General features: G+C 59.9%; 16 protein-coding genes. 9 read left to right on the top strand and 7 right to left on the bottom strand.

The window, feature by feature from the left end:
- Positions 1 to 15: 15 nt before the first annotated feature.
- Together HGP12_RS25455 and HGP12_RS25460 are read right to left on the bottom strand one after the other, a co-directional pair.
- Entirely contained in the window at positions 16 to 1,119 is a 1,104-nt protein-coding gene (locus HGP12_RS25455; protein ID WP_168879637.1) for an ABC transporter substrate-binding protein, read from the bottom strand.
- A 189-nt stretch (positions 1,120 to 1,308) separates the two neighbouring features.
- The gene (locus tag HGP12_RS25460) at positions 1,309 to 2,181 is read right to left on the bottom strand and encodes a MurR/RpiR family transcriptional regulator (protein ID WP_168842389.1); all 873 of its coding nucleotides are present in this window, start codon (positions 2,179 to 2,181) and stop codon (positions 1,309 to 1,311) included.
- Positions 2,182 to 2,360: 179 nt separating this feature from the next.
- Between HGP12_RS25460 and HGP12_RS25465 the strand changes: the two genes are divergently transcribed.
- The 5 genes from HGP12_RS25465 to HGP12_RS25485 all read left to right on the top strand — a co-directional run bounded on the left by HGP12_RS25465 (position 2,361) and on the right by HGP12_RS25485 (position 8,994).
- Positions 2,361 to 3,128, top strand: a complete 768-nt coding sequence (locus HGP12_RS25465) for an N-formylglutamate amidohydrolase (protein WP_168842388.1) — start codon at positions 2,361 to 2,363, stop codon at positions 3,126 to 3,128.
- A gap of 124 nt (positions 3,129 to 3,252) precedes the next feature.
- Positions 3,253 to 4,824: an amino acid permease gene (locus HGP12_RS25470; RefSeq protein WP_168842387.1), complete on the top strand. Its 1,572-nt coding sequence runs from the start codon at positions 3,253 to 3,255 to the stop codon at positions 4,822 to 4,824.
- A gap of 148 nt (positions 4,825 to 4,972) precedes the next feature.
- Complete coding sequence (locus HGP12_RS25475) at positions 4,973 to 6,340, top strand: glutamine synthetase family protein (RefSeq protein WP_168842386.1); 1,368 nt, start codon at positions 4,973 to 4,975, stop codon at positions 6,338 to 6,340.
- Between the two features lie 123 nt (positions 6,341 to 6,463).
- Positions 6,464 to 7,849 (top strand): aldehyde dehydrogenase family protein, encoded by a 1,386-nt coding sequence (locus HGP12_RS25480; RefSeq protein ID WP_168842385.1) that lies wholly within the window; start codon positions 6,464 to 6,466, stop codon positions 7,847 to 7,849.
- The gene (locus tag HGP12_RS25485) at positions 7,846 to 8,994 is read left to right on the top strand and encodes an iron-containing alcohol dehydrogenase (RefSeq protein WP_168842384.1); all 1,149 of its coding nucleotides are present in this window, start codon (positions 7,846 to 7,848) and stop codon (positions 8,992 to 8,994) included. The genes HGP12_RS25480 and HGP12_RS25485 overlap by 4 nt, the downstream gene beginning before the upstream one ends.
- Before the next feature lie 111 nt (positions 8,995 to 9,105).
- On the opposite strand, the gene HGP12_RS25490 is transcribed toward HGP12_RS25485, so the two are convergent.
- Positions 9,106 to 10,560 carry a L,D-transpeptidase gene (locus HGP12_RS25490; protein WP_168842383.1) on the bottom strand — a complete coding sequence of 485 codons (1,455 nt, stop codon included), beginning with the start codon at positions 10,558 to 10,560 and terminating at the stop codon, positions 9,106 to 9,108.
- A gap of 215 nt (positions 10,561 to 10,775) precedes the next feature.
- Here HGP12_RS25490 and HGP12_RS25495 point away from each other — a divergent pair, with 215 nt between their 5' ends.
- From HGP12_RS25495 to HGP12_RS25505, 3 genes are all read left to right on the top strand, one after another.
- Positions 10,776 to 11,615: a DUF4432 family protein gene (locus HGP12_RS25495; protein ID WP_168842382.1), complete on the top strand. Its 840-nt coding sequence runs from the start codon at positions 10,776 to 10,778 to the stop codon at positions 11,613 to 11,615.
- Between the two features lie 72 nt (positions 11,616 to 11,687).
- On the top strand, positions 11,688 to 12,026 hold the full coding sequence (locus HGP12_RS25500; protein ID WP_168842381.1) for a TIGR01244 family sulfur transferase: 339 nt from the start codon (positions 11,688 to 11,690) through the stop codon (positions 12,024 to 12,026).
- Between the two features lie 86 nt (positions 12,027 to 12,112).
- Entirely contained in the window at positions 12,113 to 12,454 is a 342-nt protein-coding gene (locus tag HGP12_RS25505) for a RidA family protein (RefSeq protein ID WP_168842380.1), read from the top strand.
- A gap of 42 nt (positions 12,455 to 12,496) precedes the next feature.
- On the opposite strand, the gene HGP12_RS25510 is transcribed toward HGP12_RS25505, so the two are convergent.
- From HGP12_RS25510 to HGP12_RS25525, 4 genes are read right to left on the bottom strand one after another with little or no spacing between them, the layout of a single operon-like run.
- Positions 12,497 to 14,155, bottom strand: a complete 1,659-nt coding sequence (locus HGP12_RS25510; protein WP_168842379.1) for a thiamine pyrophosphate-binding protein — start codon at positions 14,153 to 14,155, stop codon at positions 12,497 to 12,499.
- The gene (locus tag HGP12_RS25515; protein WP_168842378.1) at positions 14,152 to 15,354 is read right to left on the bottom strand and encodes a CaiB/BaiF CoA-transferase family protein; all 1,203 of its coding nucleotides are present in this window, start codon (positions 15,352 to 15,354) and stop codon (positions 14,152 to 14,154) included. Before HGP12_RS25515 ends, HGP12_RS25510 begins: the two co-directional genes overlap by 4 nt.
- Positions 15,355 to 15,372: 18 nt before the next feature.
- Entirely contained in the window at positions 15,373 to 16,332 is a 960-nt protein-coding gene (locus HGP12_RS25520; RefSeq protein ID WP_168842377.1) for a DMT family transporter, read from the bottom strand.
- Between the two features lie 19 nt (positions 16,333 to 16,351).
- Positions 16,352 to 17,284, bottom strand: coding sequence for an alpha/beta hydrolase (locus HGP12_RS25525; RefSeq protein WP_168842376.1), 933 nt, complete (start codon positions 17,282 to 17,284; stop codon positions 16,352 to 16,354).
- Positions 17,285 to 17,449: 165 nt separating this feature from the next.
- Here HGP12_RS25525 and HGP12_RS25530 point away from each other — a divergent pair, with 165 nt between their 5' ends.
- Positions 17,450 to 18,196 carry a ribonuclease T2 family protein gene (locus HGP12_RS25530; RefSeq protein WP_168842375.1) on the top strand — a complete coding sequence of 249 codons (747 nt, stop codon included), beginning with the start codon at positions 17,450 to 17,452 and terminating at the stop codon, positions 18,194 to 18,196.
- The last annotated feature ends 71 nt before the right edge of the window (positions 18,197 to 18,267 follow it).

Below are 18,267 nucleotides of genomic sequence, written 5' to 3' on the forward strand. Positions count from 1 at the left end.
TCAAGTCAGCTGTGATTACTGTACGTTCGAACCGACGACAGAGTCCCACTTCGTGGTGATGGCGGTCTTGCCGGCAGCCTGCTCGTCGAGCGTCGGGAAGACGGCCTTTTCATAGGCGGCAGCCGGCGGCAGCTTGTCGAGAAGTTCCTGCGGGACCTTCTTGTTCTTTGCCAGATCGTTAAAGCGGATCGGGTGGCAATAGCCCTTCAGCCAGCCGATCTGGCCTTCGTCGGAATAGAGGAACTCCATCCAGAGCTTGGCGGCGTTCGGGTGCGGAGCGAAAGCCGAGATCGCCTGGACGTAGACACCAGCGATAACGCCCGAAGCCGGAACGGTGACGTCAACCGGCGGGTTGCCGTTCAGGCTGTCGCGCCAGGAGAGACCATTGTAGTCCCATGCGATGACGATCGGGGTTGCGCCCTGGGCGAGCGAAGCGGACTTGCCGATGACCGGAACGAAGTTACCTGCTTTGTTGAGCTTGGCGAAATAGTCGAGACCGGCAGCGCCTGCCTTGGCGGCATCCTTTTCACCAGCAGCCAGGCCGGCTGAGTAAACGGCCTGGACGGCCTGGTTCGAGGTGCGCGGGTCGCCGGCGAGCGAAACGGTGTTGGCATATTCCGGCTTCTGCAGGTCGGCCCAGTCCTTCGGCGGATTCTTTACGACGTCCTTGTTCACGACGAACGAGAGAACGCCGTAATAGTCGCCATACCAGTAGCCTTCGGAATCCTTGGCGCTGTCCGGAATGGAGTCCCATGTGGAGACCTTGTAAGGCTGCAGCAGGCCTTCCTTCTTGGCGGTCGGGCCGAAGGAGAGGCCGACGTCGATCACGTCCGGAGCCTGTGGGCCGGTGTTGCCCTTGTTGGCGCGGATTGCTTCGACTTCATCGCCCGAACCGGCATCCGGGTTCAGCTCGTTGACGTCGATGCCGTACTTTGCCTTGAACGCAGCGATGAGATCGCCGTAACCGCACCAGTTGTGGGGCAGGGCGATCGTGGTCAGCGTGCCTTCCTTCTTGGCAGCGGCGATGAGATCGGCGCTCGGCTCTGCGGCCGCAATAGCCGTCGAAGCGACGAGCATTGCGGTAGAGATGGTCAGAAGACGATGAATTTTCGAGGTCACTGCATTTCCTCCTTCTGGGTTTTCAGTGTCTGGCGTTGCTGTTAATGACGTAACATGAAGGTTGTGTGACGGTTTCAAAGCGTTGCGTTTGCTAACAACGAAGATGATTTTGCTTCTAATCAACAAGTATGACAGTCGCTGCATTTCACATCGCTTCGCGAGACGTTATTTTATGCTTTCGCTTCCTTCTTAACTCAGCTTGCGAAACAATTTTGTTTGTTCAAAAAGGCCCTCGAGCGTTTTCATGCGCTTGCTCGTCTCATCCCATGTCGAGCTTTGAACAGCCTCGATCAGGGCCTCGACGATGAAGAGAGTAACGACCGACGAATCCCAGGCAGAGGGGGCCTCGATCTGCACGCGGAACGTGTGTCTTGCATGTTTGGCCGCCGGTGTGGCCCACTGGTCGGTGAAGACGATGATTTCGGCGCCGCGCCGGCGGGCGGCGGCTGCCAGATTGACCATTTCCTGCTCGTAGCGCCTGATGTCGAAGATCACGAGCAGGTCGCCTGGATTCATATTCAGAACATATTGCGGCCAGGTGCTGGAATTGGAGGAGAGCAGCGTCGTGTTCGGGCGGATGACCTGCATATGGGTGAAGAAATATTCGGCAAGCGCGCCCGTGATGCGTCCGCCGACGAAATAGAGCCCACGCTTTCTTTCGGATAGCAGGGCAGCGACGCCGTCGAATGTCGCGGCATCGATATCCGAAAGCGTCTGGCGAAGATTATTCATGATGGCGTCGGCGAAGCGATTGAGAATATGCGTGCCTGGCGCGTTCGATGCCCAGCGATCATGCTTCGTCAGCGGGTTGGAGATCGTCGCTTCCACCTCTTGATGAAGATGGGCCTGGAAGTCCGGATACCCCTTGTATCCGAGTTTCTGCACCATGCGCGCGACCGTCGGCGTCGAAACGCGCGCATTTTCGGCAACCGTCGTGATGCTGCCGAGCCCTGAAACCGGATAATTGTCGAGCAGGCTCTTGGCGAGCTGCTTTTCGGCGCGCGTCAGCGTCTCGAAGCGCGCGTTGATCACGTCAGAAACTGTCTTCGACGCAGTGTTCACTCGATTTTTGCTCCCCGGAACGGTCTTATGCCGCTTTCCTGCAACGATATAACAACGCTGTCATATTTCGAGTCAATGTCACAAATGAAGAAATAATTTCAGTTTTCGATTGACAGCGGCAAAAACCTGAAGAATTCTTTTCTTATAAGATTTTATTAATCGGCAATGGGGCGTCTCCGATGCTTGCGCAGCAAGGCATTTTGACGAAGGCGGATGGCGATTGTGTCTCGGTCGAAAGGCCGGATGGAAGCAGTGCGATTTTGCTTGTCTGCGAGCACGCTTCCCGCGCTCTCCCCGAGCGCTTCGGGGATCTCGGGCTTTCCGCCGAGGCGCTTTCCAGTCATATTGCCTGGGATCCGGGCGCACTGGCGGTTGCAAGAAGAATGTCCGCCAGCTTGAATGCGACGCTGGTCTCTCAGCGTTTCTCGCGTCTGATCTATGATTGCAACCGGCCGCCGGAAAGTGCAGGCGCCATGCCGGAGACGAGCGAAATCTATACGATCCCAGGCAATCAGCATCTGGACGAGGCAGACCGGCACGCACGCACGCAAGGCCTTTACATACCGTTCCACGACGGGATCAGGACCCTGTTGAAAGAAAGGGCCGAACGCGGACAAAAAACCGTGATCGTGACAATTCACAGCTTCACGCCGATCTATAATGGCAATCCGCGCGCGGTGGAGCTTGGCATTCTGCATGACGAGGACCGTTGGCTGGCCGATCGCATGCTGGATGCGGCAGCTGAAGCGCCGCTCTACCGCACCGAACGCAACCAGCCTTACGGGCCTGAAGACGGCGTTACCCATACGCTGAAGCTGCATGGGATCGCCAATAGCCTGCATAATGTAATGATCGAGGTCCGCAACGACCTCATTCACGATGACGTCGGCCAAGGGGTCGTGGCCGATTATCTGACGGGGCTTCTCCAGAGCAGTCTGGAAGCCTGAGCATAAAGAAAAAGACCCCGGGGAGCAGTTCAACTGCGATCGGGCCGCATGGCAAGAGCCAGCGGCTCATGTGACACATGGTTCTCCGCAATCCCGCGGACAACCGGGCTTTAGGGGGAATGGCATGTCTGATTATTCAGAGTTAGACAAGAAGCAGGATGTCCAGATCCTGCACTCCATGGGCTACGCCCAGGAGCTGGAACGGCGCATGAGTTCATTCTCGAATTTCGCCGTGTCCTTCTCGATCATCTGCATTCTTTCGGGTGGTATCAATTCGCTCGCCCAGGCGACATCAGGCGCCGGCGGCGCCGCGATCGGCATCGGCTGGCCGGTCGGCTGCTTCATATCGCTCGTTTTCGCCATAGCAATGGCACAGATCAGCTCGGCCTATCCGACGGCGGGCGGCCTTTATCACTGGGGCTCGATCCTCGGCAATCGCTTCACCGGCTGGCTGACCGCCTGGTTCAACCTGCTCGGCCTCGTCACCGTGCTCGGCGCCATCAATGTCGGCACCTATTATTTCTTCGTGGGTGCTTTCGGCGGCTATTTCAACATGACCGACACCACGCCGGTGCGCATCCTGTTCCTGGTGGTCATCACCGGCCTTCAGGCACTCGTCAACCATATGGGTATCGGTCTGACAGCGAAGCTCACGGACTTTTCCGGCTACCTCATCTTTGCGACTTCCGTCGCCCTTGCGGTCGTGTGCCTGGTTGCCGCACCTTCCTATGAATTCGCCCGGCTTTTCACGTTTACCAACTATTCCGGCCTGGCGACGGTCGCCGCCGACGGTTCGGCAACGGGTGCGCCGGTCTGGCCGCAGGTCTCGACCTTCTGGGTCTTCGCGCTGGGCCTCCTGCTGCCGATCTATACGATCACCGGGTATGACGCCTCGGCTCACACCTCGGAAGAAACCGTGAAGGCCGCTCATTCCGTTCCGCGCGGCATGGTGGCGTCCGTTCTCTGGTCGGCATTGTTCGGCTACATCATGCTTTGCTCGTTCGTGCTGATGCTGCCGAACATGGACGATGCCGCCAAGCAGGGTTGGAACGTGTTCTTCTGGGCGATGGATGCCCGGGTCAATCCCATCGTCAAGGACATCCTGTACCTGCTGATCTTCATCAGCCAGTGGCTATGCGGTCTTGCAACCGTGACCTCGGTTTCGCGCATGATCTTCGCCTTCTCGCGTGATGGTGGCCTTCCGGCCTCCAAGGCTCTCTCACGCGTGAGCCCGAAATACCGCACGCCCGTCGCTGCGATCTGGACCGGATCCGTTCTTTCCGTCCTGTTCGTCTGGGGGTCGTCACTGGCGTCGATCGGCGATACGCCAGTTTACACCATCGTCGTCTCGTGCACCGTCATCTTCCTGTTCTTCTCCTTCGCGATCCCGATCACGCTTGGTCTCTTCGCGTGGGGTACAGCGAAGTGGGACAAGATGGGTCCGTGGAACCTCGGGGAAGGGCTGTTCAAGCTGTTTGCCGTGCTGTCGATCATCGCGATGATCATCATCTTCGTGCTCGGCATCCAGCCGCCGAACGACTGGGCCGGTATCATCACCGTTGGCTTCCTCGCGCTGACTGCCGTCGTCTGGTTCGGTTTCGAGCGCCGCCGCTTCAAAGGCCCGCCGATCGGCGACGCGATTGCCAAGCGCAAGGCCGAGATCGCGGCAGCGGAAGCCGCCGTCGGCGAGAACTGAGCGCGGCAAATTCTTCCAAGCAATGGGGTCGCAGACCTGCGGCCCCTCTCTCCGGTAACGACAAGGCTGCGGAGCGCGGATTAATTTCCGAGCGGCAGCATTGTTCGACAGGCCGATGTTTCAATTCATTGTTCAGGCGGACCAAATTATGAGCAGCTATACGTTCGACGACCTCAGACGAGATGTGGCCGAAGGGCGCATCGACACGGTCCTGGCATGTCAGGTTGACATGCAGGGCCGGTTGATGGGCAAACGCTTCCAGGCGGAATTTTTCATCGAAAGCGCCTGGAAGGAAACGCATAGCTGCAACTATCTGCAGGCGACCGATATCGAGATGGAAACGGTCTCCGGCTACAAGTCGACGAGCTGGGAGAAGGGCTATGGCGACTATACGATGAAGCCCGATCTCGCCACACTCCGTCGCATACCCTGGCTCGATGGCACGGCGCTCGTCCTTTGCGATGTGCTCGACCACCATACCCACGAAGAAGTGCCGCACTCCCCGCGCGCCATCCTGAAGAAGCAGGTGAAGCGGTTGGAAGCTATGGGTCTCAAGGCCTACATGGCCTCGGAGCTCGAATTCTTCCTGTTCGACCAGAGCTATGACAGCGCGCGCGAAGCCGGCTATCGCAACATGAAGCTCGCCAGCGGCTATAACGAGGACTACCACATCTTCCAGACCACCAAGGAAGAAGAGGTGATGCGGGCGATCCGCACCGGCCTCCAGGGCGCGGGCATACCGGTGGAAAATTCGAAGGGCGAGGCCTCGGCGGGGCAGGAGGAAATCAACGTCCGCTACGCTGATGCGCTTGATATGGCCGACCGCCATGCCATCATCAAGAATGGCTGCAAGGAGATCGCCTGGTCTAAGGGCAAGGCCATCACCTTCCTGGCGAAGTGGAACTATAGCGCTGCCGGCAGTTCCTCGCATATCCACCAGTCGCTGTGGAGCGTCGACGGCAAGAGCCCGATGTTCTTCGAGGAGGGCGGCAAATACGGCATGTCGCCGATGATGACGCACTATGTCGCCGGGCTTTTGACCCATGCCAGCGAAATCACCTACTTCCTGGCGCCCTATATCAATTCCTACAAGCGCTTCATGGCCGGCACCTTTGCGCCGACCAAGGCGATCTGGAGCAAGGACAATCGCACGGCCGGCTATCGCCTCTGCGGCGAGGATACCAAGTCGATCCGCATCGAGTGCCGCGTTGGCGGCTCGGACCTTAATCCTTACCTGGCTTTTGCGGCTCTGATCGCCGCCGGCATTGCCGGTATTGAAAACAAGCTCGAACTCGAAGCGCCCTTCGTCGGCGATGCTTACGGCGCGCGCGAAGTTCGCGAGATACCGCGCACCTTGCGGGATGCCGCCACGGCCCTGACGACTTCGAAGATGCTGCGCACCGCCTTCGGCGACGACGTCATTGATCACTATACTCGCGCCGCCGAATGGGAGCAGGAGGAGTACGATCGTCGCGTCACCGATTGGGAAGTGGCGCGCGGATTCGAAAGAGCGTAAGGCTTTTGCGATCTGCCTCATGCCCGATTTTCATTCTATGATCGGGCGGGGCGCCAGGATGTTTTTTGCGGTTGCGGGACATCCGGCAAATCAATTGATGACGAAGAAAACAGGAATTCGATCATGACCATGATCACATGCGTCTCCCCGGTAAATGGAGAGGTTTATGCCGAACGTCCGGCCTTGTCGCTGGATGCAGCCAAGGAAGTGGTGGCCCGTGCACGCAAGGCACAGAAGGATTGGGCGCGTCGCCCGCTGGAAGATCGCGTCCAGCTCGTGCTGAAGGGTGTCGCCCGGCTCAATGAGATGGCCGATGTGGTCGTACCCGAACTTGCCTGGCAGATGGGCCGCCCGATCAAGTATGGCGGTGAGTATCGCGGCTTCAACGAGCGCTCCAACTATGTGGCTTCCATCGCTGCAGACGCACTGGCGCCCTTGGTTGTCGAGGACAGCGCGAATTTTGCCCGCCGTATCGAGCGCGAGCCGCACGGCGTTGTCTTCGTCATCGCACCCTGGAACTATCCTTATATGACGGCGATCAACACGGTCGCCCCGGCACTGATGGCCGGCAATACTGTCATTCTCAAGCACGCGAGCCAGACGCTGCTGGTTGGCGAGCGGCTTGTTCAGGCTTTCGTCGAGGTGGGCGTTCCCGCCGATGTCTTCCAGAATGTCTTCCTCGATCACGAAACGACTTCGGCGCTGATCGCAACCGGAAGCTTTAACTTCGTCAACTTCACGGGCTCGGTCGAAGGCGGGCGATCGATCGAGCGCGCCGCTGCCGGCACCTTCACCAGTCTCGGACTGGAGCTTGGCGGCAAGGATCCGGGCTATGTGATGGAGGATGCCGATCTCGACGCCGCCGTCGATACGCTGATGGATGGGGCGACATACAATTCCGGCCAGTGCTGCTGCGGTATCGAGCGCATCTATGTGCATGAATCGCTCTACGACAGCTTCGTGGAAAAGTCGGTCGCATGGGTTTCGAACTACAAGCTCGGCAATCCGCTCGATCCCGAGACGTCGCTCGGACCGATGGCGCACAAGCGCTTTGCCAAGGTGGTGCGCGAACAGATCGCCGATGCCGTCGCCAAGGGCGCCAAGGCGCTGGTCGATCCCAAGCTGTTTCCGGCCGATGACGGCGGCGCCTATCTCGCGCCGCAGATCCTCGTCAATGTCGATCATTCCATGGCCTTCATGCGGGAAGAGACCTTCGGCCCGGCCGTCGGCATCATGAAGGTGAAGAGCGATGTGCAAGCGCTGGAACTGATGAATGACAGCCCCTACGGCCTGACGGCATCGCTCTGGACCAAAGATGTCGAGCGCGCCTCGCGCCTCGGCCGCGACATCGAAACCGGCACCGTCTTCATGAACCGCGCCGATTATCTCGATCCGGCGCTTTGCTGGACCGGCGTCAAGGAAACCGGTCGTGGTGGCTCGCTGTCGATCATCGGCTTCCATAACCTGACGCGTCCGAAATCCTATCACCTGAAGAAAGTAACAGCATGAGCACTATCTCAGCCAATTGGAGCTATCCGAACGCCTTCAAGCTCGGCCGTGGCCGTATCAAGGAGCTCGCGGACGCCTGCAAGAGCCTGGGCATGAAGAAGCCGCTTCTGATCACCGATCGGGGACTTGCCTCGATGGCGATCACCAAGACGGCCCTGGACATTCTGGAGGATGCAGGTCTTGGACGGGCTCTATTTGCCGATGTCGATCCGAACCCGAATGAAAAGAACCTCGAAGCCGGCGTGAAGGCCTTCAAGGACGGCGGGCATGATGGCGTCGTTGCCTTCGGCGGTGGCTCCGGCCTCGATCTCGGCAAGTGCGTCGCCTTCATGGCCGGCCAGACGCGCCCTGTCTGGGATTTCGAAGATATCGGCGACTGGTGGACCCGCGCCAGCGTCGAAGGCATTGCGCCGATCGTCGCGGTGCCGACGACCGCCGGCACCGGTTCGGAAGTCGGCCGCGCCAGCGTCATCACCAATTCCGCGACACATGTGAAGAAGATCATCTTCCATCCGAAGTTCCTGCCGGGCGTCGTCATCGCCGATGCGGAGCTGACCGTCGGCATGCCGAAGGTTATCACTGCCGGCACCGGCATGGACGCTTTCGCTCATTGCCTGGAAGCTTATTCCTCGCCGTTCTATCATCCGATGTCGGCCGGTATCGCGCTGGAAGGCATGCGGCTCGTCAAGGAATTCCTGCCGCGCGCCTATCGCGAGGGGACGGATCTCGAAGCGCGCGCCAACATGATGAGTGCAGCCGCCATGGGCGCCGTTGCCTTCCAAAAGGGTCTTGGCGCCATTCACGCGCTGTCGCATCCGATCGGCGCCGTCTACAACACCCATCACGGCATGACCAATGCCGTCGTCATGCCGGCCGTCCTGCGCTTCAACCGCAAGGCCATCGAAGACAAGATCGCGCGTGCCGCAGCTTATCTCGGCATCGCCGGTGGCTTTGACGGCTTCTATGAATATGTGCTGCAGCTGCGTTCGGAACTCGGCGTGCCGGAAAGCCTCTCTGCCATGGGCATCGCACCAGACCGGATCGACGAACTCTCCGCGATGGCGATCGAAGACCCAAGCGCCGGCGGCAATCCGGTACCGATGACCTTGGAAAATACCAGGGCGCTATTCAGGGATTGCTTCTGATAAGCTGTCCCCGCCTTCTCTATGCGGTGGATGCATCTAGCAGTGCGTAAGACAAACAAAAAAGCCGCCGAGTGTTTCGGCGGCTTTTTTCATTGAAGCTATGTCTGGTAGTCAATCGACGAATTCGACGACGACGCCCGGCTTGACCATCTTGGCGAGCTCCGTGGCATCCCAGTTGGTGAGGCGCACGCAACCATGGCTCTGCGTCTTGCCGATCCGTGAGGGATCGGGCGTGCCGTGGATGCCGTAAGTTGGCTTCGACAGGGCCATCCACACCGTACCGACCGGGCCGTTCGGGCCAGGAGGAATGTTTAGGATCTTGTCGTTTCCGGCCTGCTGGAAGTTGATCTTCGGATTGTAGGTATAGCCCGGATTGAAGGCGACGCGCTCGACCGTGACCGTGCCGGACGGTGAGGGCGTGTCGGCGGAGCCGATGCTGGCCGGATAGGCCGCGATCAGGGTGCCGTTGGCGTCATAGGCGAAAACCTGCTTGCGGCCCTTGTCCGCCAGGATCTTGGCGACGGCACCGGTCTTGCTGGGACCGGTATTGACGACCTTGATGGTGCTGCCCGGCACGGTGAAATCGACACCGGGATTGAGCGCCTTCAGGTAGCCTTCATCCATATGAAAGCGCTCCGCCAGCATTTCGGTCGTCGACGTATAGCCGAGGGAGGGCATCTGTGATTTTGCCGCATAATCTTCCGGGATCGATGCAACATAAGGGCCGGCGGCGTCGGCGGCCGTAATCGTGTAGTTGATGATTGGCATGCCACCGGACATGCGCAGCTGCTCGAGGATTGCGTCGGTATTGTTCGGATCGAGGGTCTGGCCGGTCATCTGCTGATAGGCATAGATCGCCTTGGTAACGTTGGCGCCCATGCGGCCGTCGATAGCGCCGGGCGAAATGCCTTGCCGCGAGAGGAAGACCTCAAGCGCGGTAATCTCCATCTTCGACTTGCCCTTGAGCGTGATGACGGGCTCGGCCGGCGGCTTGTCGACGATATCCGGTGCACCCTGCTGCGGATCTATCGAGGCATAATCGCTGCCGTTCTGGTTCGTCTGGCCCTGGTTCCTGCCCGGCAGGGGCTGACTGTCGAGCGGCTGGCGCTGAATATCGCTGTCGCGCGGAATACCGCCGGTCACGACGCCACGATCCTGCTGATCGTCGCCGTCGTAATTGCCGTAGCTGTCGGTGCGATAGCGGCGATAATCCTGGTACCCGCCGTTGTTGGAAAGCTGCGTGTCGCCATAGCGGCCGCCGTTGTCGTCCCCATTATCGCTATAAGCGCCGCGAGCCGGCGCGCGAGGATAATAGGTACTTGCCTTCATCTCCGTGGCAACGACATTGCCGTAGGCATCGATCAGAACCCGTCGGCCGCGTCCGTCACGTGCCATGGAATATCCACCGCCGTAAGGGTATTGATCGAGGATCCGGCCATCGGGAGTGACGAGAACCGTGTTGCCGTTTCCGCTGCGATAATATTGTGCCTGCGCGTCGGTGAGCGCGAGCACGGACACGGTGGCAGTCATTGCCAGGACAAAACTCAATTTTACAAACCGGTTCACGTCTGTCGAATCCTCGGATGGCCGTTCGGCTGACACACACATGGCAATTTTGACGCCAGTATGGAAATTTAAATTATCATGCTGAATAAAATATAAAAATTTATCTGATCAAGGCTTCAAGTTAACATTCGGTAAGCCAAATCACCGTTTATTTCAGCCGCGCTCCATTGCGGGACAATGTCCGCCGGCTGCGCCAATCAGGGAGGATGCCAGGGATGATGGATTTTTCGGCGGCCATGGGGCCGAAACTGACGCTGGACGAGGGCTCCGTCCTGGATATCGGCGCGTGCATCGTCGATGGCAACAATCTTGCGCCTGGACGCGCCGTTCCCGATGATGGCGATCCGCGTATCAGTCATTCCGTGGAAGGCTTTCTCTTCACTTGCGGGCCAGATCACATCCGCCATCCAGAGCCGATGACGGGCGCATATGAGGGTAAGCGCTATCCGCTGCACGGATCCTTTTCCTCTCATCCGGCCAAAATTCTCTGGACCAAATTCGAGAATGGCAATGCGGAATGCCGTGCCGATATCGATGTTATCACCGCCGAACGCCGCACCGCGAGGCTGGAACGTCTTTGGCGGATCGATGGCGCGACCGGCGAGGTCTCGCTTGCCGACCGCATCGTCAACACGAGTACGGAGGCGATGCCGGTCTTCCTGATGTACCACATGAATATCGGCGGAAAGTGGTTCGACAGCGGTACGCGCCTTACCGGGCAGATGCTGGAGAATGGCGGCTTTCCCTGGACGTTCGGCGAAGAGGGTGGCGATATCTTCTGCGTACCGGCACAAGACAAGGGGGAGGACTGGGCCGAAATCAGTCTCGGCCCCATCGCGGCCATCGGCGGCAAGTCTTTAAGGGTGCGCTTCGGTACCGATACCCTGCCGTTCCTGCAGGTCTGGCGCAATCAGCGCGCGCCTGCGCATGTGCTTGGCATCGAGCCGGTTTCGCATCGCTGGGTCTCGCGCGCCGAGCTTGAGGAGGCGGGTGAATTCAATATTCTCGAGCCCGGCGAAGCCCGCAATTTCATGCTCAACTTTGCCTTCGTTTGAGAGTGCCCCGCAGTTGACGCTCGCCCTGTCGCGGCGTAGATCAAAGCCACGGTTTTAAAGAGGACATGAACCATGGATATCCGCCCGATCGACGATGAATACTCGGTGTCCGGCCAGATCACCGTAGAGGATCTCGACCAGATCAAGGCTCTGGGGTTCAAGTCCATCGTCTGCCATCGCCCCGATGGTGAGAGCCCGGATCAGACGTCGTTTGGCATCATCGAAGCCCGCGCCAAGGAACTCGGCCTGGAGATCACCCAGGTGCCCGTCGGCCCCATGGGCGTGACGGAAGAAGCCGTGCAGGGCATGGTCGATGCGCTGGACGAGTTTCCGCGCCCGATGCTCGGCTATTGCCGCTCGGGCGCACGCTCGACGGCGATCTATCAGAAGACGCATCACATTCGCGGCTGAACGGGTTTTTACCCGGCCTTTTGATTGAGGGCAGGCCGCAGGCCTTGCCCTGTTTACCTGTCGAAGAACAACATCAGGAGAAGACCATGAGCATCAAGCGTATCGACGTTGGCGCCCGCATGAGCGGCGCTGTCATCCACGGCGACACCGTCTACCTCGCCGGCCAGGTTGGCGAAGGCGACAGCGTCACGGATCAGTGCAAGTCGGCACTGGCTGAAGTCGATCGCCTGCTGGGTGCTGCCGGCACCAACAAGTCGAAGATCCTGCAGACGCTGATCTACCTCTCGGACATCTCCTACTTCGCCGAAATGAACGCCGCCTGGGAAGCCTGGGTCGATCCGGCGAACACGCCGGCCCGGGCGACCAGCGAAGCCAAGCTCGCAGCGCCGAAGTACAAGGTCGAATTCATCGTGACGGCAGCGCTCTAAGTCGCTCCATCAGTGTTTTTGGAAAGGCCGGTGGGCTCGTGCTCACCGGCCTTTTGTCTGGGCGATTTCCGAGAGGGTGCGGGAGGGCGTGATCGCTTCCGGGTCAAGCGCGATCTCGATGATGGCCGGCTTGCCGCTCTCCCGCGCCCGCTCGAAGGCCGGGCCGAATTCTTCTGTCGCCATCACTGTTTCGCCGTGGCCGCCATAGGCGCGTGCCAAGGCCGCAAAATCAGGATTGTCGAGCGCCGTGGCGCTGACGCGGCCGGGGTATTCCCGCTCCTGGTGCATGCGGATGGTGCCGAACATGCCGTTATTGATGACCAAAGCGATCAGCGGCAGGCCATATTGGACGGCGGTTGCGAATTCCTGCCCATGCATCATGAAACAGCCATCACCGGCAAAGCAGATGACTTCGCGCTCCGGAAAGAGCTGCTTTGCCGCCACCGCCGCCGGCAGGCCATAGCCCATCGAGCCCGAAGTCGGGGCGGCTTGCGTGTTGAAACGGCGGAAGCGATGGAAGCGGTGCAGCCATGTGGCATAATTGCCGGCGCCGTTGGTGAAGATCGCATCATCAGCCGTATTGGCTTCGATCCAATCCATGATGCGGCCCATGTGAACCGCGCCGGGGCTCTTTTCCGGTGTCGTCGACCAGGCAAGGTAGGCGGCGTGCATACGTTCCGTCCGTTCGGCCCAGCGCGTCTCGGTCGGCGCGTCGAGGTCCGCCAGCGCCGCAACGAAATCCGCCGGGCTGGCGCAGATTGCCAGGTCCGGGCGATAGACGCGGCCGAGTTCCGAGGGATCGGGATGGACGTGGACAAGTTGCTGGCGCGGGTAGGGGACATCGACCAGCGTATAGCCGGACGACGGCATCTCGGAGAGGCGGCCGCCGAGAAGGATCAGCAGGTCCGCTTCCTTGATTTCGTTGGCCAAAGCTGGGTTGATGCCGATGCCGACGTCGCCGGCATAGTTTGGATGCAAATGGTCGAATAGCATCTGCCGTCGAAAGGAGCAGCCGACCGGCAACTTGAAACGCTCCGCGAACTGCCTGAAGCCGGCAACGGCTTCCTCGTTCCAGCGCGTACCGCCAAGGATGACCATCGGCCGTTCGGCAGCCGCGAGGCACTGGCGGAGATCGGCAAGCTGGTCGGGGCCAGGATGGGCGGCAACTGGGACATAGGGCAGCGCTTCCGGCGCCTCGACCTCCTCACGCAGCATGTCTTCGGGCAAGGTTAGCACGACGGGACCGGGACGCCCTGATGTCGCCACGGCGAAAGCGCGGGTGACGAACTCCGGAATGCGGGCGGCATCGTCGATCTCGCCGACCCACTTGGCGAATTCGGTAAAGGCCCGGCGGAATTCCACTTCCTGAAAGGCTTCGCGTTCGCGGGCATCGCGCTGGACCTGGCCGATGAACAGGATCATCGGGACTGAATCCTGCCGCGCGATGTGAAGGCCGGCGGATGCATTGGTGGCGCCGGGGCCGCGGGTGACCATGCAGATGCCCGGCTCGCCGGTCAATCGGCCCCAAGCATCCGCCATCATCGCTGCACCACCCTCCTGGCGGCAGACGAGCACCTCGATATCGCCGTCATGTAACGCATCGAGCACGGCGAGAAAGCTCTCGCCCGGCACGCAGGACATGCGCCGCACGCCATTTGCCTTCAGAGCCTCGACGATGAGTTGCCCGCCCGTTCGCTTCATGTCCTCGCCTTTCCCTCCAGTTCGGCCAATTCGGCCAGAACTTCCTCCTGATGTTCGCCGAGACGCGGGCTCGGCCGCGTATAGGCCAATGGCGTTTCCGACAGCACGATCGGTGTGCGCACGCTTGGAATGACGGTGCCGGCGCTGTCCTCGAGATCGATCCTCAAGCCACGCGCCACGATCTGCGGGTCGGCAAACATGTCTTCGATCGTGTTGATGGCGCCGGCCGGAACGGCATTGGCCTCGCAGGCTCGGAGCAGCTCCGCCTTGCTCCACTTGAGCGTTTCAGCCGAGACGAAGGCCCGTACTTCATTTCGGTTGGCAACGCGGGCCTTGTTGGTCGCATAGCGCTCGTCGTCGGCATTGGTCTCCATGCCAAGAATGGCGCAGAGGCGCCGGAACTGCCCGTCATTGCCGACCGCAAGGATGAGATAGCCGTCGGCGGTGGGCACGACCTCATAGGGCGAGATATTCGGATGGGCATTGCCGAGGCGCACCGGCGGTTTGCCCGAGATCAGATAGTTCATGTTCTGATTGGCAAGTACGGCCGATTGCACATCGAGCAGCGCCATGTCGATGAGCTGCCCTTCGCCGGTCTTCAAAGCGTGGATCAGGGCGGCCTCGATCGCCGAAACCGCATATACGCCGGTGAAAATATCGGCGATCGCGACGCCCGCCTTCATTGGCTGGCCATCCGGCTCGCCTGTTATTGACATGAAGCCGGACATGCCCTGAACGATATAGTCATAGCCTGCCAGGCTGGCATAGGGGCCGCTCTGGCCGAAACCGGTGATCGAGCAATAGACGATGCCGGGATTGATCTTTCTCAGGCTTTCATAATCCAGCCCGTATTTGACCAGGCCGCCGAGCTTGAAATTCTCGATCACCACATCGGCCGTCTTCACCAGCCGGCGCACCAGCTCCTGTCCTTCCTCGGTCCTGAGATCGGCGGTGATGGAACGCTTGCCGCGGTTGGCGGAATGGTAATAGGCGGCGGAGAGGTTTTCGCCATCCTTGCCTTCGACGAAGGGCGGCCCCCATTGACGCGTGTCGTCGCCGCCGTCGGGGTTTTCCACCTTGATGACATCGGCGCCGAGATCGGCCAGCATCTGCCCGGCCCAGGGGCCTGCGAGCACGCGGGCAAGTTCGATGACGCGAATACCGGAAAGCGGGGGTTTCTTGGTTTTCTTGTCTGTCATGTCGATCCGCTCTCCCGCTTAGGGCGTGAATGCCGTTTCAGATGTATCGGATACGGGCTTGGAAGCAAAGCGCCGCTCGCGCCAGAGAATGTACAGGCCGGAGCCGATGATGATGAGGATACCGAGCCATTTGATCGCATCCGGGAAATTGCCGAAGACGAGCCAGCCGAAGACCGTGGCGGAAACGATCTCGAAATATTGCAGCGGCGCGAGCGTCGAGGCTGGCACGGCGCGATAGGCGTGCACCGTGAAGATGCCGGAAACCGCCGCGGTAGCCCCGACGCCGAGCAGGTAGAGCATGGCCGTCAGATCAGGCATGACCGGATCGAGGATCGCAGACCCCGTCGCCCGGCCTATGGCAAGCAGGATCAGGCTGAAGGCGGAGCCCCATAGGCCGGTCTGGAACTGCATCGACCAGGCATCCTCGCTATGGGAGACGACGCGCGTAATCATCACGTAGATGGCGATGCAAAGCGCGGTGACGACGGGCAGCAGGGCGACGAAGCCGACTTCCTGAAAGCTCGGCTGGATGATCAGCATCGCGCCGAAAAAGCCGACGGCGCAGGCGGTGTAGCGCCGCCAGCCGATGGTTTCCTTGAGGAAGATGCTGCTCAAGATGGTCAACATCATCGGCTCGACGAAGAAGATGGCGATGGCATCAGCCACTTCCATCACCTGCAGCGTGGTCACGAACGACACCATGGACAACGTCAGCACCGCGGCACGAATGGCATGCACGCCGCTGCGCCGCCATGTCCATACGCCCCATTGCCCGCGCATCGCCATCATCGGCAGCGCAAACAGCGATTGAAGGATGAAGCGGGCCGCGGTGACTTCGGCCGGCGGGATCGTGGTTGCGGCGAGCTTGGAGAAGATATCGATGATCGGCGAAAGGACGACGGAGAGAAACATCATCAACAAGCCGAAGGTCAGCTCCGATTGCGGCAATCGGATCGAGGAGCCGCTGGAGGTGTTCATTATAGAATTCCCATGAGAATCAGGTGTTTGCCGTCACCTCTTTGCACCAGTCGGCAAAGCGGGAAATGGCTTCATCGGCACCGATTTCGTTCAGCGTCTCGTGCCGCATGTCGGGATAGATCTCGGTTGTGATATGAGAGAAACCGGCACTTTTCAAATGGTTTGCCAGCCAGGAGATCGCTTTCGCATTGTCCGTTGCCGGATCCTTGGCCCCCCCGACGAGATGGATGGGCATATCGCGCCGGAGCCGGTCGAGATAGGCTTTTTGCGGTGCCCGGAAAGTAAGCTCGAAAATGTCGAGCCAGAGCGAGACGGAGGCATCGAAGCCGCAAAGCGGATCGGCGATATATTTGTCCACGTGCTCGGGGATGCGCGAAAGCCAGTCGAAGTCGGTACGGCGATTGGTGATCGACCGGCCCCAGGTGCCGAAGGTCAGCTTCGGCAAGGGGCCGCTTGGAACATCCGATCCCTTGAACATGCGCTCTGTCTTGAGGATGAGCTGGGCGGCGCGGCCCCCAAGGCCCGCATTGAAATTGGAATTCCACACGGTGACGGCATCGAACTTGTCCGGATGCGTGACGATCGTGTTGAGGCTGATCAATCCGCCCATGGAGTGGCCGAAGAGGATGATGGGCAGGCCGGGATGAGCCCCTGCGGCAAGCTCGCGCATGGCGAGCACATCGGCAATGACGCGAGCCACCCCATCTTTTCGAGCAAATCGGCCGATGGGCGCATCATGGGCAACGGTCTCGCCGTGGCCGCGATGATCATGTGCGTAGACGTGGAAGCCCTGGGCGGCCATCGCATCCGCAAAGGTTTCGTAGCGGCGGGAATGTTCGGCAAGGCCATGTGATATCAGCAGGATGCCACGTGCTTCTCCCGTTGCCGGCACGTAATGATAGGCAATCTTCGCGCCCGTCGGGCTATTCAGGCGCTCAGTATCCGCGAACATGCATTCGATCCTCCCTATTCGGACGAAAGGTTATCATTCGCCGGATTGCAATGGATAGGTGCCGGAGCTCACAGAAATAAATCTTTCCGAGCGTTACGATTCAGGATTGCGTCCGCTCGATCAAACTGCTTATTTGTTCTTATAATGTTCTTATTGGAGGCAGGAATGAAGCAGTTGCTTCGGGTATTTGCAGTTGTATTTCTTTCGGTTGGGACGGCCGCGAGCGCTATGGCGCAGGAGCATAGCCGCGGGCGGACGCGCTTTATCCTGGCGGCGAGCTGGGAGCCGGCATTTTGCGCGACGAACCAGAAGAAGGCCGAATGCCGGAACCAGTCGTCGAACGATTACGATGCCAAGAACTTCTCGCTGCACGGCCTCTGGCCCATGCGGCAGGAATATTGCGATGTTTCGGAGGATTTGAAGCAGGCGGATCGCGGCCGTGATTGGAAGGACCTGCCGGCGGTGCAGCTGTCGCAGGATGTCAAGGCGAAGCTGGACAAGGCAATGCCGGGCACGCAATCGGGCCTCGATCGGCATGAATGGGTCAAGCACGGCACCTGTACCAAGCTCAGTGCCGACGAGTATTTTTCCATCGCCGCCGGCCTGGTCGCCGAGCTCAATGCGTCGTCAGTGCGCGATCTCTTTGCTGAGAATATCGGCAAGGAGCTGGATGCTGAAAGCATCAAGGCGGCCTTCGACCAGAGCTTCGGCGAGGGCGCCAATGCACGCATCAAGATGAGCTGCCGCCGCGTCGGCGATGTCAGAATGATTTCGGAGTTGACCATCGGCCTCTCGGAGGATGCGATCGAGCCCCAGCAGGGTAACGAGCCGCGGCTCGCCAAACTGATCCAAAGCGCGGGCAGCACCGCTTTCGGCTGCGACCGTGGCGTGGTGGATGCCGCCGGTTTCTGAAGAAATACGGCTTTTCTGACGCGGATAATGCCCTCGGACAAGGTTTCGCCGTTGCCCGAGGGCGGGGTTTC

The sequence above is a fragment of the Rhizobium sp. P28RR-XV genome (assembly GCF_012641385.1).
Lineage (GTDB): Bacteria > Pseudomonadota > Alphaproteobacteria > Rhizobiales > Rhizobiaceae > Rhizobium.

Excerpts from the sequence above, each read along its gene's own strand:
- HGP12_RS25465 (WP_168842388.1), top strand. The coding sequence starts at position 2,361 with ATGCTTGCGCAGCAAGGCATTTTGACGAAGGCGGATGGCGATTGTGTC.
- HGP12_RS25470 (WP_168842387.1), top strand. The coding sequence starts at position 3,253 with ATGTCTGATTATTCAGAGTTAGACAAGAAGCAGGATGTCCAGATCCTG.
- HGP12_RS25475 (WP_168842386.1), top strand. The coding sequence starts at position 4,973 with ATGAGCAGCTATACGTTCGACGACCTCAGACGAGATGTGGCCGAAGGG.
- HGP12_RS25480 (WP_168842385.1), top strand. The coding sequence starts at position 6,464 with ATGACCATGATCACATGCGTCTCCCCGGTAAATGGAGAGGTTTATGCC.
- HGP12_RS25485 (WP_168842384.1), top strand. The coding sequence starts at position 7,846 with ATGAGCACTATCTCAGCCAATTGGAGCTATCCGAACGCCTTCAAGCTC.
- HGP12_RS25495 (WP_168842382.1), top strand. The coding sequence starts at position 10,776 with ATGATGGATTTTTCGGCGGCCATGGGGCCGAAACTGACGCTGGACGAG.
- HGP12_RS25500 (WP_168842381.1), top strand. The coding sequence starts at position 11,688 with ATGGATATCCGCCCGATCGACGATGAATACTCGGTGTCCGGCCAGATC.
- HGP12_RS25505 (WP_168842380.1), top strand. The coding sequence starts at position 12,113 with ATGAGCATCAAGCGTATCGACGTTGGCGCCCGCATGAGCGGCGCTGTC.
- HGP12_RS25510 (WP_168842379.1), bottom strand. The coding sequence starts at position 14,155 with ATGAAGCGAACGGGCGGGCAACTCATCGTCGAGGCTCTGAAGGCAAAT.
- HGP12_RS25515 (WP_168842378.1), bottom strand. The coding sequence starts at position 15,354 with ATGACAGACAAGAAAACCAAGAAACCCCCGCTTTCCGGTATTCGCGTC.
- HGP12_RS25520 (WP_168842377.1), bottom strand. The coding sequence starts at position 16,332 with ATGAACACCTCCAGCGGCTCCTCGATCCGATTGCCGCAATCGGAGCTG.
- HGP12_RS25525 (WP_168842376.1), bottom strand. The coding sequence starts at position 17,284 with ATGTTCGCGGATACTGAGCGCCTGAATAGCCCGACGGGCGCGAAGATT.
- HGP12_RS25530 (WP_168842375.1), top strand. The coding sequence starts at position 17,450 with ATGAAGCAGTTGCTTCGGGTATTTGCAGTTGTATTTCTTTCGGTTGGG.